Here is an 18,417-nt window from a genome sequence, read left to right as displayed (position 1 = left end):
CCAGCTAAAGACTCCGTTTTGCTCGTCGAACTTGGCTCCCGACGGAAGTGCAGATGTGATTCCGCCGGACATCAAGGCTGCAGTAAAGCTGACGTTGTCTCCGTCTGGATCAGAAGCCGATGCGGCAAAGGTCAGCGTCTGACCTTCGGCAACGGTTTGTTCGCCGATCGGACTAAGATTCGGTCGGACGTTGTTGTCTCGGACAGTCAACGAGATGGACTGATTGTCCGACAAGATATTCGTAGCATTGCCGTTGCCCGAATCTGTCGCGGTAAACGTCAGCGTATATGACCCAATATCGCTTGCCGATGGTGTCCAGATGAATTGACGTTTCCCATAGACGCCCGTGTCGACCAACTGACTTCCCGACGGCAAACCGCTAGCGACGACGGTCAAGGCGTCCTGGTCGTCATCGCTAATCAATAGGTCTATTTTGAACTCGCTGCCGACCAGAACGACGCTGTCATGGATCGCTTTGAACTTTGGTGGTTCGTTCTCGCTGGTGATCTGAAGCGTGAATTGGGTTTGCGACGATAGTGGCGACGTTCCATCGATTTCACTTGCGATCAAAGTCACCAATACATCATCACGGTCACCGGGCAGCGGCGCTAGTGAAAGCGTTCCGGTTCCGTCGCCGTTGTCAGTGAAGGTCGCATAGTCAGGCAGGACAGTCGATTCGCCAAACCGGACGTCAAGATGCAAGTCCGATCCTTCGAAGTCTGTTGCGACAACGGGGATGTCCAAGGTTTCGCCAACCGCGACTGACTTTGCCGTGATGTCCGTCCATTGGGGTGCAAAGTTAGCATCAGCAACATTGATCGAAACAACAACCGTATCGCTGGTGGGAACACCCGTGCCATCACCATCATCGCTCGCGCTAAAGGTCAGGTCGTACTGCCCCGCATCATCAAACCCGGGCGTCCAGGTCAGCAGTTGCCGAGTTTCATCAAAGCTTGCGCCGCTGGGCAGTCCGCTTACTTGGTAGGTCAACGCAGGCAATAGCGTTTCGAAATCGACATAGAAATCTTCGCTTGTCGTCGTCGGACTTGTCGGTGCGACAGGGAACTCGGGATCGAACGCGGCGACACGAAGGCTGAAGGTCTGACCTTCGAAAATTTCGGTCGGATCGATGGTTGCGAAACGTACCTGACCGTTGATGTTGTTGACGGTAACTTGCGTTTCGCCCACCGTCCGTACGTTGCCATCGTCGACATAGAATCGCAAATCGTAAACACCGTGCTGATCAAACCCGGGCGTCCATTCAAAGATCCCTGTATTGGGATCCAAGTATGATCCTGGCGGCAAATTTGGCGACGAGTATTTTAGCGAATCACCATCTTCGTCTTCGCCCGCCAAACGAATCACCAATTCGTCGCCTTCGTTGATTTGACGAGTCGGAATGGGTTGCAAAGTTGGCGCAACATTGTTTGCGGCGATAACGATATCGAACGAAACACTCGATTCGACAAACCCGTCACTTGCGATCAGCGTTGCGTCTTCATAGACCCCGGCGGCGTCTCCACCGGGAAGCCAACGTAGCTTTTGACTAAACCAATCGAAGACAGCCCCAGGCGGCAAGTGATCGGCAAAATAGATTAGTGAATCACCATCAGGGTCAACGGCACTGATCGGAACCTCGACAAAGTCGCCTTCGGTCGCGAAGACATTCTGAATCGGTGCCACGATCGGCGCTCGATTGGCACCGCTAACATCGACGGTCCAAGTTTGTCGTTTGTAGGCGCCACGGGAATCGTATGCACGGAGTTCAAAGTCTGCTTGCGGAGCGGTCTCGCGTCCCGGTGTCCATGTCACTTCGCCGGTACTGGCATTGACCCGTGCGCCCGCTGGCGCATCTGCCAATACATAGGAGATCGCTACACCGTCAGGATCCGTTGCGCTCGCATCGTAACCATAGGCAGCATTGACCGATGCAAGCTGGCCAGGCGACGTACTGAATTGGGGCAATTGATTGGGTGGTAGAGTCGCTAGAATTCGCGGATTGAACGCCAGGTCCAACAAATTAGGGTTAGCAATCGTGATCGTTTGCGGTGCTGACGAAGTGTTGGCCTGCAGCACGGTGCCTTCACCAAGTATCTGGAACCCATTGGCATCCGCGGGTGCTCCGTTATTGCCGAAGAACACAACGGAACTGTCGCCAAGGCCTTCGAACATGACATTGATCGGTCCAGCGATATCGAATTGTGCCGTGTTGTTCACAACAACATCGAATAGCAATGTGCCCTCGGCTCGATTCAGCCGCGTGTTTGAATAGGTCACGGACGTCGAGATCGAGACATCTTCAAAAACCCTGAAGGTCGTCGTAAATCCATCGCCACCGATCGGGATCCCCTGCTCGCTTTCGACCTGTGATGCGACGGTCAATTCATATTCGGCGGGAGCGAGTGTTTCGAACAATAGGCTGGAACGACGCGTTTGTGAATCGTATGAAACCGCACCGATGTTGACCGTTTCACCGGTATCGATATTCCGCAGCGCATAGTTCGCACGGTTGTTGCCTGCAGCAGGATCGCTGGACGATTGCAATAGTCCGACATCAAAGACCAATTCAGCTTGATTGCCGCCTTCCTTGATACGCGTTTCGATCACACGAGGTGCCGCGACTGTGTAGAACAAGTCAACTTGATCTCCCTGCGTCGCCAAGAATCGTCCACCTTCGATCGGTTGAATTCCCTCAACGCGTCCGACACCGCCGCTTGCGATCACGGTTTGACGAAGCGACAACGGATCGATGACCGATATTTTGCCGTCCTTTTCATGACCGACAATCAACGCCCCGGCGAAGAGCGAGTTTTCAGGTCCGACTGCCAGTGACTCGGCACGTCCGTCGATTTCGACAACGGTTTCTGCGCGACCACGGAAATCAAATCGCAGCACCTGCCCACCTTTGGGCCAAGCAGTTCCGTAAAGCGTTCCATCTGCCGCGACTGCGATCGAATCGACACGGATATCGCTGAAAGGAATCAGTTTTCGTGTCGCCGTATCAAGTCGACTTATCCCCGATGTGGTTGACACGTAGATTTCTGCGGCACCGGGGACAGCAGCGAGACCGAGAGCGACACCGGCACCAATTCGGTCAAGGATGGCTCCGGTCGTGGGATCCAATTGAATCAAACCTTCCCCACCGGTCGATGCCCAAAGTTGCCCGGATGCGTCAAACGCGAGGTCATAGATCGGCTGGGAATTCGGCAACGCCGCAAGTCTTCGCATCGACCCGTTGGGATCGATCGTCGAAGCGACTTTATACAACTCGTTCCGTCCCGCACCGCCAGATAGAAAGATTGATCCGTCCGGCCCAACTGCCATTGCCAGGGCGCCAATGTCGGCTCCGCTGGTTCCGGGGATGGTCAAGAAACGTTCCGCAGCAAGCGGCCGGATGATTCGACTAAATCGGCTCGGCTTCGACGCGCTGGTCGTTGACGGAATACCGAATGCGACTTCATCGAACAAGCGATCTGCAACCGAGTCTGATTGCGCAGTCGCGACCGGCACTTTGACTTCACGGACAACGGTTACCGAGGGAGCCGAACCCAGATTGATTTCGGGCACCAGACGCGGAACGCGAATTCCGTCAGCAACCGCCTCGACGTTCCCGGCGTTGTCAATCGAACGGACCAGAAACAGAGGCGTCTGTCCGGCGGACGCTTCATAGGTAAACGAAGTCTCTTCGGTTCGATAGAGCACGCTGCGATATCGGTTTCCTCCATCGAGAGAAACCAACAACGAATAGATTGCGACTCCGCTACCACCGGCGTCGTCTTCGGCGGACCATTGGACTTCGTAGCGATCGCCACCGAGTGGCAATACACTTACCGTACTGGTAGGTGCAAACGCATCGATCGTCGCTGTGATCGTCGCACTGTCAATTGGAGCGGCATCGTCAATAATTGACCGCGCCGTCATCTCAATTAAGTCACCCGTCGCGATCGGGGTTTGGGATCCCGCGGCCTGCACGTTATTGGCAGATGCCCAGAAACCAACGGTCAGTGTCTGCCCTGGCTGTAATAGTCCGATGGCCGGATCAACCGGTGGAAGACCATCTCGACCATCAACGGCGCGTAGCAAGTACGATGCAACACGTGTATTCGCATCAACCCCTGCGGTGACCTGCAGCACGTAGCCTTTTGTCTCCGTCAGATCGAATTCGCCGACAAAGTTGGGCCGACCGGCGGGAAGCTGAATCGATTCGTCACCCAACTGAATATCAGCAAGCTGGAAACTGCGTTCATCCAGCGTTTCGTCCAAAGGAATTAGCACACGGATCTGTCTCGCCGCATCAACGGCATCGCTGTCGTAAGTGACCTTCGCCGTATAGGGCAAAGGGGTTTCGATCGGCACATAGTTATCGATCCCGAATCCGCTGGGGCCACTCAGCTCGGCACCATTACCGGTCGTCTCGCCGAGTCCGTCGAGATTGAATGCGATTTGATCTGCGATTTCACCAGACTCCACCAACGGCGGTGGACCGGCGCGCAATTCGAACGTGGCAAAGGAAGTCGGATTTGACAATCCGAGGTCGTATTCCTCAAACAAGGGAACGTTGTTGCCACCGGAAGTCACCTCCGGCGTATGCCCGTGGAAGACCCGAAGCAGTTCGACCAGCCAAGTCAAATTGTCGGCAGCAGCAGGAAGATTGGTTCCCGCTTCGGAGATGATTCCCTCTCCCGTTTCGCTACCCAAAAGTCCGCCGATGATTGAGAAGAATCCGTTGACGTTATCGGATTTGGCGTCGGCAACTGGTGGCGTATCCTCTGGTCGCAGCAAACCTTGATCGATCAAGGCCTGAAGATACAAACTGAAAAACGCGTCCGCGTCCGAAGCAAATGATTGCAGCGCCGAAAGAGCTTCGATTTTGAATGCGTCAGTGCTGTTGTTACTAACCGAATCGGGATTGTTAGCCTGTTCGGTAAGGATCGTTTCGATATCGGCCGACAGAATCTCAGTTCGAATGGCATCGGCCTGATCTCGCTGATATTCGATGTACTCAGCCGAGGTCATCGGTGTTGACGCCGCCGCGACATAGAAGTCAAACGCCAAGTCATCCAGTTCGAAGGGGCTGAGTTCTTTCAAGAAGCCCGGATCCGATTCCAACTTTTCGCGCAGGCCCGGGTAAATACTGACGACAGAACCGATTTCGGTGACACCTTGATTAGGCAAGTCGATCGCGACCCCGCGTGCAGTCAACACCCCATCAAGATTAAGCTCCGGTTGAATGGTCGAGGTATCAAAGGTGCTGATCGAATCGAACAACGGATTGATCGTCGCCGTGTCGCCACGCAAACCGGCTTGCAACGTAATCGCAGCTCCGGGAATTAAATCGGGGCGTTTGTTTTCGACATTTGGAAACGCGAATTCAAACACGGTGTACGGCGTATCGATGTTTGAAAGATTTTCAATCGCAAAGCCGTACGCACCGGACGCACCAAGATCGATTTGACTCGGTCCACCGACACCAATATTTGATTCCAACGGATCTGACGATTCGATTTGGAAGCGATACGGATCAATCGCGACACGCCCGTCGGGATGTAAAACTTGAACGTCGTAAAGGCCCGTCGGCGCATCTCGCAGGTCAAATACAGCAACGATCTTGGTTGCATTGATCCGGTTGACGCTGACCGGAGCAAATTCGGCAAGCGTCGGACGGATTAGACGTACCGCAGCCTGTTCAGGAAACTCGGCACCATTGATCGTCACGGTGACGAAGCGATCATCCCCACCGCTGTCTGGTGATACATCCGTAATTCCAAACGGTATTCGTGTCGCATTCAATCGAACATCGTATTCCGACCGAAGTCGAGGATCGTACTCGCCATCTTCGGTATCGATACGAACCCCGGCGCGAGCCAGTACGAAATACCGGCCACCGAGCGTCTCTGGAATGACCAAAGTTTGATCAGGAGTCAGGTAGCCTTCGTAGGCGGCATCAAAGTCAAACGGCGAAGGCAACCGCTCGTACGCTGCATACAGCTCATGTGACCCGATATCGCCGAGACTATCCAAGTCGATTTGAATCGTTTGCCCAGGACTCGTATCCAGCTGGAATAGGCGACTGACACCTTGCGCAAGCTGCTCGTCCAGCGGAATGTCCATCCGCAAAACAGGAACGGAAACAGCGACTTGATCTGCGGACGTCAGGTTGTTGTTACGATTGTTTACGCCTTCGACGACGTCATCGAAGATGTCAGTACGAACGATGATTCGATAGTCGTCCGGAAGCACCGCGGGGACTTCGAAGTCAAGCGTCGAGGTGTAACTTTCGCCGGGATTGACCGTACGAACGCCGACGGAATCGACGCGACCGAGCAACTGATCCCCGATATCCCAAACATTGTCAGCAGATAGATAAACGGCATCCGCAATACGCGCCTTGGCTTTTTCATCGCCGCGATTTTCGACCGTCCAAGATACCGTGGCAATATCGCCGACCGATGCGGACAGCGGTGCCGCGATGCTGATGACTTGTAAATCGGAAGGCGGCGGCTGAACGATTAGGATCGCCCCCGTGGTCATTGTGATGTTGTTGTCTTCATCGGTCTCGATCACTTCGCCATCCGGTCGTGCCGAACGTGCAACGTCGGTTTCGACGATGATGAAATAGTCCCCCGTAATTCCACGTGGCATGCGGGCCGACGAAGTGATCGTCAACGTTTCACCGGCTGCCAACACTTCGTTATGGCGAATCTCTTTAATGAAGTGGTCACTAGACGGGTCAAGCAAGCGATCACGTGACAAGTAGATCCGATCGTAAAACGGAACCTGACTTTCCGGTATCGCTCCGCCATCGTTGCTGAGCGTGTATGTAAAGTGAATATCGTTGCCGACTTCGATCACGTTGACGGGTGGATCGCTCTGGCTAACGAAGTCGACGCTATCGACGACCAGTTCAGGTGCTTCGACGAACTGAACATCGAGAGCCGCGATCGCTTGATTGTCACCTTCGTCATTGAATTCTTCAACGACGTCAGCGACGCCTCGCAATCGCGTGGCGCCTTCAGCGATCGGATAGGGAAGCGGACGGTAATACGTTTGTGGACGAAAGACCGCGTCGGTCTCCGCGATCACATAAAACGTCCCGCCGATGTTGTTCGGCAAGCGGACTTGAAGTTCAACGTCGTAACTTTCGCCGACGGCAAGTTCTTCGTCTCGCAAAAACTGCCCAAGTGAAATGTCGTAGGCATCGGCGGACGTGTCGGTTGACAAGTAAACGCGATCGGACCATTGGCTTTGACGTGTCGTTCGCGTTCCGCTGTTGGTAACGGTAAACGAAACGTCCATCAGTGATCCGCTACTCGGGTCCGTCGGCAACGCGAATAGATCCGAAATCACCAAGTTCGGTTCGGCATATTGAATTTCGATCGCGTCTGAACTGCCCTGGTTGTTCTGCTTTTGTCCGCTCTCCCAAATTCGTGATTCGAAATACCCGGGCCAACCTGGGAAATCGCTTCGCGAAAATGAGCTGAGATTCGGAACACCGCGTCGGACAGTAATATTGACGAACACATGCGCGTACCATCGGCCACTGCTACCCGGTGGCGAATGAATGATGACGCTATCGTTGTAGGTCTCGCCCACGTCCAACGGTCCGTCCAAGACATGCGTTTTAGTGGCGACGAGGCTGGCTCGGGTATGGTCAAAGACGGGATCTTGCGACAAGAACACGTACTGAGAAAGACTTCTAGTTTCGGCGTAAGTTGCGAAGTTGCCCGTATTGCGAACCGTCCAGTTCACATTGATGGGCTCACCGGACAGGCTGTTCGGTGATGCGGCAACGGACTGAACGGTCAGATCGGAAACGCTATCGCTCACCGAAGCCGCGTCTGCACCGACGTTATTTTCAGTGAATGGCCCCTCGTAGACTTCGACCAGGGTGTTCGTCGGTCCTGCCAGAATCGACAGCAGCTCCGAACGAGAAAACTGCTTCAGGTCACCGATCTCAGTCTCACCAAGTGGTTTCCCAGTTGCCGCTTCAACACGTTTGAGAACAGCAGCGACTTCGGCGAGAAACTTTTCTTCTTCGGTCAACGCGATCCGTGGATCGACGTTGGTTTTGACGAGAAAATGCTGCCCCTGGGCCGACGGTGGGAGTGTGAACTCGGCTTCTTGCGAATACTCTTCGCCGGGTTGCAAACGCCCCGAATGCGGAAGCGCGAAGACCAACTGGTCTCCTGAATCCAGCACTGCGTCGTCGGACAAGTAAATCGCGTCTGCCCAAGTCGATCGGTCTGTCGCGACGGGGCCGATATTGTCCACCGTCCAGGTGAGTGAAACTTTTTGGCCACCAAGGATCGCCCCATCGGTCAACACGTCGACTTCGCGGACTCGCAAATCCGACGGAGGCGTTAGCAAGATGTTGACTGGGGTGCTGGCATAGTTGTTGCCTTCCAAGTCGTTCGGTGCATCTGGGTTGCTGTTTTCGGCAAAGGCAACTTCATAGACGCTGCGATAGCCATCGGCGTAGACCGTCAGGAAATATTGTCCTGTGAGCCCTTTGGGAATCTTGACTGTGGTCTCCGCCTCATACGATTCGCCCACATCCAAAACACCGCCGTGCCTGAAGGTTCCGATCTGGCGATCACCGCGACCAGGCTTGGGGCCATCTTTCCCGAGCGTCAACCAAATTTGGTCAGTCCATGCGCCGGGATCCGTCACTCCCACACCACGGTTGGTCACTTTGTATCGAACCGTGAACGAGCTATCGTCGAAACTATCGGCGGGGCCGCTGATGAAGTCGGCAACCAAGTCCGGTGGCGGTACAGGATTGGCATCGATCGCGATAGCGGCAGCGGCGCGGTTATTCCCGTCGTTGGGATATTCGTCAACGTTATTTCGCGCATCCGTTTCGACGAGCACAAACCAATTGCCAGACAAGGCGCGTGGGATCAAAAACGAAGCGGAGGTTGTGTACTCTGTCGAGCCGCCGTTCGGCGAACCGGCAAATGCCAATGCCGAACCGTTTTGGCGTTCACCCAACAGGATTGCCCCCGATGTGCTGCTAGATGAAGACGACAGCCAAATGCGGTCGGTCCATCGGCTTCCGCCTGAAGGCGTGTCGGCGGTTCCTGAATTTCGAACCGTAAACTGCACATCGATTGATGTCCCAGCGGTGATCGAAGATGTGTATTGGCTATCAACGGTAACTTGTAGATCAGCACGCGGACGATAGTTCAGCAGCAGGTCACCCGACTTTCCAACGTTGTCAGTCTCATCGGCTTCGAACACTTGGTTGCGATAGTCGGTGATGACTTCGACTTCGAAAAGTCCTGTCGCACGGGGCAATGTCACCAACTCAGTTCGGTCAATCGATAAACCCGCACCGAGCGATTCACCGTGGTCGAACGTTCCCAGCAGATAGCGTTGGGAAGATTCGCTTTTCGATTGGAGATAAACCCGGTCGGTCCAGCCACCTTCAGTTGCACCATTCCCATCGAGCGCATCGTTCTTGACCGTCCAAGAAACTTCGATCTGCGAACCGTCCAGGAACCCGCTTGGTGAATTGGGAATGGTGACCAAACCATTCTCAATCACGAGGTTTGCCGTTGGCGGAACATAGGCCACATCGAACGCATCGCTTCGGCCTTGATTTCCACCGAACGCGTCATAACCGCCATAGAGGAACTCGTAAGGTCCACCGGTCCGAACATAGATGTAGTAGTTGCCATCCAGATCTCGGGGCAGATTGAATGACTCGGTTCGTGTATAGGAACCGTCGACCGCAAGGGCGCCACCATGTGTGCTGCTGCCCAACAGTCGCAAGCCGCTTCCGTCGCTGGAATTCGAAACGTAGACGTAATCAGTCCAGGTATCGCGATTTGTTGTCGCGATACCTCGGTTGCCGACCGTCCACGTCACTTCGATAGGCTGACCTGATGTTGGGTTTTGTCCCTGACCAAGATCAACGCTGGCAACGAACAGATCGCTGAACGGCGCCGTTGCCACATCGACTGGGTTTGTGGGCGACGCGACGTTTGACGCGTCACCAGCCAGTTCAAAAACCACATCCTTGGCATCGGTTTGGACATACAGCGTATACCGACCTGTGGTCCGTGCCGCCAAAGGGATAATTTCGGTTTGCGAATACGACTGCCCGACTGGAACGGCGCCAACATGTTCGAACTCGCCAATCAGAATATCGTCGGCATCACCGAAGGTATCATCGTTCGATAGGAAAACTCGATCGGTCCAAGCCGTTTGGCGTCCAGGACCACTCCCGACGTTGGAAACCGTCCAGCTGACTGTCAGATCGACCGGATCACCGATCACCAACTCAGGTGCCACCACGTCGGAAACGGTTAGGTCAGCATACGGATAACTGACGACGTCGATTTCAATGGCACTGGTTCCGATCAGCTCGCCATCACCTTCACTGACCTGGTCATTCGCATCCGGGACAACGATCAAATTCCAAGTGCCCGAAATGCCGTCAGGCAGACGCGCCGAAAGTTCCCGAGCAACGGCTGAGCCGTCCGAAAGTGCAGCCAGCGCAGTGACTTCACCAAGAACGATGTCGTCAGCGGAAACGCTCTGGTCCGACGATAGATAGACTCGGTCGATCCACGGCAAGGAAGCAAACGTATCACCTTTGTTCGCCTCGTCCCATTGGACGACCAGCAGTTCTCCGCTCGTCGGTGTGGACCCAGCCTCAACAGCCAGATTTTCGATCGCCAAATCAGGAAGCGGTGCGAGCTGAACATCAACCGTCGTCGAACTCGCGCTCGCATTGTTGTTTTCCACCGTCGGCTCATAAACAACATTGGTCGCATCGGTCTTCACGATGACGTACCAGTCTGAAAGAGCCACCGAATTTGGGATCGTTGCCGCACGAGTCGTGGTGTACGAGGCTCCGGCGTCCAATGCTCCCGTGTGGGTAAAGCTCCCCAGAAAGATGTCGCCGCCTTCGACTTGATCGCTACTTAGGTACACGCGATCAACCCAAGAGTCGACGGCGGTGGTTGCCGATCCATCGTTTCGCACACGCCAAGTGACATCGATGGTTGATCCGCGATAACCGATCGCCGGAATACTGATGGCGTCGACAATCAAGTCAGCCGGAGGTGCGGCCTCTTGGATCGTAAAACTGCGTTGGAGCAGGTTGTTCGATTCATCTTCTTCGAAGACCTGATCCGAGCGATCGACTGCTATAAATAACGTGTAGTCGCCGGCATCGATGAACGGTGTTTCGAATTCGATTGTCGCGACGTAGGACGCACCGACTTCCAGGTCGACGTTGCGATTTTGAGTCCGAATCACCGTGTCATCACTGTCCCCATAAACATCGTTGACCGACAGTACCAACCGGTCAGACCAGGGATTCAGTGCGGAAGAGGCCCCTTCGTTTTTCACCGTGTAACTGACCGAAATCATCTCGCCATTGAACGCCGACGATGGAATCGATGGATTCGCGATAACGAGGTCGGGTGCGTCCAAACGGATTGTCCCAGTTGCCTGGTCATCCACCGGCTCGGCTCCAAGACCATCGCCGTCTTGATCCATCAAGTTGCCAACCGTGTCGGTAATCTGTGGCCCAAGTACAAAGGTGTATTCACCAATCGTGGATTGCTTCGGAAACGAAACACGAAACTCCTGTAGTGACATCGCGACAATCTGATTGATCGCTATCGCACCGTTTGGACCGACGAGCGTGATGTCTTGTGGTGTGAACGAAGCGGGGTTAATCGCTTCATCAAACGTGAAGTCAACGTAGTCGTAGGGACGATTGACAAAATCGGGGACGTAGCTGACCAGCTTGGGGCCAATCGCATCGATGAAAAAGCTATCTCGATAGACATCTTCGTTGGGTTCACCGACCAGACCATCACGGTCTTGATCCATCGCCAGACCGCCGAAATCATTGACATTTGGACCGATTTGGATGTTGTATTGCCCATCTGTAGACTGGTTGACAAAGCTGATTTCATATGTTCGGCTTCCGACCGCATCGATCGAAGTGATGCTGATCGGCCCATTGGGACCAGTGAAAACCAGATCCGCCGATGTAAAGCTGCTTAAGCGAATCGGCTCGCTAAAGGTAACTTGAGCCTTGGATATACCTGGACCGACCGTATTCATCGGCGAGAAGGCGGTCACGAAAGGTCCGCCTCCGGCGATTTCAAGACTGCCTACATAGCGGTCTTCCAATTCACCGGCGATGGCATCCCCATCACTGTCCATTCGAATGCCGGCAAGATCAGTGATGTCTGGACCGATCAGAAACTGATAGACACCGTCTTCGGTCGTGCGTTCCACCACAACACGAAACGTTGTCGCGCTGATTTGAACAATGTCAGTCACGGTCACCAATCCGCCGGGGCCGGAGACTCGCGCGTCGGTGGTTGCGAAGCTATTTGGGTCGATCGCCGAGTTAAACGTGACATCGAATTGGGTCAACGCGCCGTTGATCGTTCCCGTTGGTGACTGCGAAACGACTCGCAGCGGATCACGGTCGACGGTCACTCGGTGACGATAAACGTCGTCAATCAGTTCACCACCGACACCATCACCGTCTTGATCGTGGAGATTGCCGTGGGCGTCGGTAGCGACCGGCGCGAGTTCAATTTCATACTCGCCATCGAATTGCTGTGGCGCAAAAGAAACCCGAAATCGCTTGTTCTCCGAATCGACGGGAACGATGGCTTGGACCGGAATAAATCGGCTCGGTTCGTGAAGCACCGACTCAGCTGCAAGCCCACCATTGTCCGTATCGCCAACCAACTGAAAATCGGTATCAAAGGCGGCTTTGATCCCAGGGGCGGCTGACAATTCAAAGCCATGGCCTCCAGTGAGTTCAAAAAAGACAAATCGCAATTGATATTGACCAGCGGCGGGAAAATCAAAAACGGCCAAGTCCGTCGTGAAAGCGCGTCCGCCGGTGAACTCCATTTCGAAGCTGCCGATTTCTAAGCGATATCCATCATCGCTACCTACAGCGAAGGTCCAACTTCCAGCCGTCGGGATTGTGACTGTCGCGATCGCTTCATGGACAAAGTAGTCACCATCGAACGGCGTCGGATTGTCGTTAGGAAAGTTTCCGGCACTCGTTCCGAAATCGATAACGCCTTGTCGCTGCGTAGTCGCATCGTTGGCGTCTTGCAAAACAGCCTCAGCACCAGCAAGGTTGCTGAAGGACGACTTCGCCTTGACTGCTTTGACGCTAAACCCAGGTTGAATGTCATTGGGATCATGCGCATCCCTTTCTGCCACCATCGACGGCGAATACAAGCGAGCCGATTCGGGCGCTAGCGTGTTCGGGTCGATCGGTTCATCAAAAGTGATTTCGATGGATGTTAGAACCGAAGTCGTCGTTCCCGTTGGCGTCTGCGAAACAACTTTTGGTCCCGTGCGATCGACACCAAGCGAAGTTGTGAACACATCATCGACAGACTCGCCAGCGATCGCGTCCTGATCCTGATCCATCAACACATCTGAAATGCCAGAGATGTTCGGTCCGATCGAGATATCGAACGTCCCTTCGGCATCGAAATCGTTGGAGAAAACGACAATGGCGGATCGATCGCTTTTCGGAATCACATCGATTGCCGAAATCGAAATCGGTCCCGAAGCGGACACGTCTTCGGCTGTGAAGCTTGCTAGATCGATAGGACGATCAAATTCCACCAACACTCGGCCACGAGCAATGAACGGATCGATCGTCCCTGAATCGCGAAGCGAGATAATTTCGGACGCGCTGATCCCGCGTTCGACAATCGAGACCTCATCGATGGTTCCGTTGAAGAATTCACCGTTGTTGTAAGTCGAATTCCCGATGCGGACTCCACGAGCCGTCGGAACATAATCCGCTCCAATATCAATGGTGTTCTTTAGATCGCCATCGATATAGATCGAAAGGTTGCTGCCGTTGAGCGTCGCCGCAACGTGTGTCCATACCCCGGTCGATACCGCGATGCCGCTATCCAACAGCGAAGCGTTCTTGTACCGCGCGACGAAATTCCCGTCGTAGATTCCGATCGCCCAGTCACGTCCCTCGTGAATGCCGCCGAGGATCGTGTGGTAGGAGCCAGCGTCAACGCTGTTCGCGTTGACCCATGCAGCCAATGTCCATTCGTCGCTCGGTCCCCAAGCATTCAAGCTGACATAGTCTCCGTCCCCATCAAGCAAAAACGAAGATCCGCCGATTCGGCCAGGACCATAGCTGGCATCGCCTAGCAGTGTGCCGTTTTGAGTACCGGATGAATCTAACGCGTTCTGTTCCGCTTCGTACCGATGATGTGTCGCTTCGGCTGTCGGATCCAATCGCGTCGCGCCGATGATCCTAGGACCAGTCGGGATCGCAGGAGGCGCCGTTAAAAAGTTGTCATAGTTCACATGGTCGCTGACAGGTTCACCGGCGGGATTGTTATTGACAAAGCCGTCTGCCGCCGAAGGATCGTAAGGACCGCCCGGACTGTTCCACCAATTGCCTTCGAAATTTGCATTCGCGCGATCGGATCCCGCATGAACCACAGCGCTGAAATTGTTGATGAACGCGCTATTGGTCACGGTCGCCTTCTGACCGTTTGCGATGTAGATACCTGAATCGTTGTTGCCACCATTGCCCACAACTAACAGGTCCGTTGCGATCAGCTCGCCACTACTGACCGCGATACCGGCCGACGCATCATTTGCAGATGTAACGGAATCTATTCGCCCTCCGTTGTAAGTAACCGTTGCCCCGTTGTTGATTACAAGCCCGCCTCCGAAGGATGACTCGATCACCAGATTCGTCAGTGTTACATCGGTTCGGGCTTCGACCGCAGGCCGTGCACCAGAACCGACGCCGTCACCATTGGTGTCCCCCGCGTATCGCACTTGAACGTTGGTCAGGACACTACCGGGCCCCTGCAAATAGACACCTTCCCAATTCCCTGGGTACGGCGTGACATTCCCATTGCCGTTGGTGTCACCACCAACCGAATCATCCTGGATCGATGTAAAGACGATCGGTTCCGTTGGCGTCCCTTCGGCAACTACGGCACCTTGATTCGAGTACAGATAATACGCGGGATCAAATTTAGCAACGGTGCCTGGAGCGATATCCAAAGTGACAGGATTGGATTCCGAATCGGTACCAATTTCCAAATTGCCGCCAACTAGATGGATCGGCAGATCACCGTAGTCCCAGAATCGATCTGAACGCAGGGTGCCGCTTTGAATTGCGATTCGGTCGCCTGCTATGTTACCCACACCCGTTAAGTCATTGACCATCGGGTTGGCAACCAGTTCAAGGTAGTACGCCGCACCGTAGTTGTCGCTCGAATCGACATCCAGCAGCACCGGTGCCCCCGACCGGATATTGATTCCGGTTGAAAACCCTTGCGACACCGTCACATGACTCAGTTGCGTCTGTGCCTCTGATTCCGTTCCGGTATGACGAAGTTCTAGCGATCCGATCGCGCCCGAGCCAACACCGTCACCGTTGGTGTCACCCGCATAGCGAATGTCAACATGCTCGAATTGATTATTCGCACCATCCAAGTAGATGGCTTCCCAAAAACCTGGATAGGGCTTGGTGCTTAGTCCATCGCCATTGGAATCACCACCAACCGAATCGTCGGTTCGGGCTGTAAAGACGATCGGATCATCGTCGGTTCCGATCGCTTGGATGTTTCCACTAGACGACCAGATGTAGTAGCTCTGCCAAACCTTGACCACGGTTCCCGGTGCAATTGTCAACGTCGCCGGGTTGTCTTCACCATCAGAGCCGACGACCAAGTCACCAGCGGTCAAGTCAATCGGAAGGTCACCGTAGTCCCAAGTCCGATCCTGCGTCAGCGTTCCGGTTTGGATAACGATTCGATCGCCACCCAAGTTGTCGCGGCCGCTTAATCCAGAGGTTTGTGGATCGGCTGCCAGAGCGAAATAGTATGGAACACCGAACTGATCTTCGACGTGGATATTCTGCAGCGTTGGTGTTCCACTGAAGACATTCAATCCGGTCGAGAAACCATCCGAAATTCGCACATTGCTTAATTGCGTTTCTTCGGCAGGGACACCTCCTGAATAACGAAGTTCGACGGACCCGACCGCCCCCGATCCCGTACCATCTCCGTTGGTATCTCCGGCGTAGCGGATCTCCACATGGTCCAGGCGATTACCCGGACCTTGTAAATACACGGACTCCCAAAATCCGGGATAAGGATTCGTCGCATCCGCATTGCCATTGGAATCTCCTCCGACGGAATCGTCAGAAGCGGCAGTGATCACGATCGGTTCGGCAGCGGTTCCTGCCGCGATGATGGTTCCTTCTAAGGCTTGCAGATAGCGAGCACTTTCCATCTTGATGATGGTGCCAGCTGCGATGTTCAACGTCGCCGGAACACTCATCCCGTCGGCTCGCACCACAAGATCTCCGATGACATGCAACGGTAGGCTGCCGTAGTCCCAATCGCGGTCTTCGGTCAGCGTTCCGCCTTGCAATGTGATGCGATCGCCCGCTGTGTTTCCTAGACCGGTCAGACCGGAAGTCTGTGGATCCGAATCGAGATCAAAATAGAACGGGTACCCATAGGAATCCTGCACATGCACATTTTGCAGGACGGGTGCTCCCGATCGGACATTCACACCGTTGGAATACGCATCGGCAACCAGGACTTCCGATAGGCGAATTTGATTCTGCGTTTCCCGGTCATCGAGCCTAACTTCGATCGCACCGATGGCTCCGGCACCGTTGCCACTTCCGTTGGTGTCGCCCGCGTAGCGAACTTCCGCGTGTTCAAAAACGCTGCCTTCGCCGTATAGATAGATCGATTCCCAGTAACCTGGGTAGGGTGTGGTTGCGTCACCATCACCGCCCGAATCATCACCAATCGAATCATCCGTCCATGCGGTCCACACGATGGGTTCGGCCTCGGTGCCAATCGCAACGATAGCTCCTTCGATCGCTTGAACATAGCTTCCAAGCGAAACCTTGATGATCGTCCCTGCCGCAATATCGAGCGTCGCAGGAACCCCCATTCCATCGGCACGAACAGACAGATCGCTGCTGAGGTGCAGCGGAAGATCGCCGTAGTCCCAGGTCCGATCTTCGGTCAGCGTACCGCCTTGAATCGTAATCCGATCACCGGCCAAGTTGTTGCTGCCGGTCAGTTCAGATACTTGCGGGTCTGCGTTAAGTCCAAAGTAAAACGGATAGCCGAATGAATCTTGAACATCCACGTTGTCCAACACCGGCGCACCTGAATAGATGGCGACACCATGCGAATACCCGTCGGAGATATTTACATTGGTCAAGCGGTTCTGATTAAGCGGATCTCGGTCGTCGTAATCAATCCTTACCGATGAGACCGCTCCGGCACCGCTTCCGCTTCCGTTGTTGTCCCCGGCATAGCGGATATCAACGTTCTCAAGAATGCTGCCTGCGGAGTTCAGGTAGATCGATTCCCAAAACCCGGGGTAGGGAATTGTCGAATCCGCATCGCCATTGGTATCACCACCGGCGCTGTCATCAGTACTGGCTGTGAAAACAACCGGATCGTTTTCGGTCCCGATGGCATGAAGGTTCCCAGGGCCGACGGTGATCGCGTACGAGTTTTGAACTTTGACAACGGTACCTGGAGCGATCGATAGGGTGACCGGTTCCATGTTCGCGTCTTGACCAATCGTAAATGCACCTCCGTTAATCTCGATTGGTAGGCTGCCATAGTTCCACGTCCTGTCCTCGGTCAACGTTCCTGTTGTGATGACAATCTTGTCACCCGCTTGGTTACCCGAACCGTTAATGTCATTGATGTTGGGTGATGCACCGAGGTCAAAATAGAAGGGAACCTCGGCCAAATCGTTCGCGGTGACTCGGGTTAGCGACGGGCTTCCGGACTGAATGTAAACCCCGTTGCCAAAACCTTCCGACACTGTGACATCGGTCAACTGGGTCTGCTCTAACGGATCGGTGCCGCCAAACAGCAATCGCAATGACGAAATTTTACCGCTGCCAGAACCATTGCCTTGTTGATCGCCGGCATATTGGACGTTGACGTGTTCGAAGACGGAACTGGGGCCGACTAAATTGATCGTTTCCCAGGCCCCTGCAAATGCGACCGTGTCCCCAGTCGTCACATCCTCACCGATGCTTTCGTCCAGATGGGACGTAAACGTGATCGGCGAAAGCGCCGAACCGATCGCCTCGATCGTCCCTTCGGCGTGGATCACGCGACCGGTGTCAACTTTGACAACGGTCCCCGGTTCGATTTCCAACTTGACGCCTTGGGGAACCGTCACCGAGTCCTTGACGTAAATCGTGCCCGACCAAACGTCATCGGCCGCAAGCGTCCCGGAGACCTCGCGAGCGAGAAGGCGTCTTGCCTCCAGCTGCTCAGCTTGCGATCGTCGTTTGCGACGATTCGGTCTGTTTTTTGGGACGGGTTTAGATTGACGAAACAGCCACTTCCAGTCGCGTTGCTTGCTCAT

The 18,417-nt window shown here is 54.4% G+C and carries 1 protein-coding gene (running past one end of the window); it reads right to left on the bottom strand.

What is annotated here, in order from left to right; all coding sequences use genetic code 11:
* A protein-coding gene (locus tag LOC67_RS15185) for a CARDB domain-containing protein (RefSeq protein ID WP_230263459.1) crosses the window boundary here: on the bottom strand, window positions 1–18,417 show its start. 18,885 nt of this gene lie to the left of the window's left edge; the window shows 18,417 of its 37,302 coding nt (coding positions 1–18,417); its start codon is at window positions 18,415–18,417; its stop codon lies beyond the left edge, outside the window.

Origin of the sequence: Stieleria sp. JC731 (genome assembly GCF_020966635.1) — a bacterium.
GTDB lineage: Bacteria > Planctomycetota > Planctomycetia > Pirellulales > Pirellulaceae > Stieleria.
The sequence above is the reverse complement of the archived record's forward strand: the minus strand, read 5'-3'. Positions and strand labels throughout refer to the sequence as shown.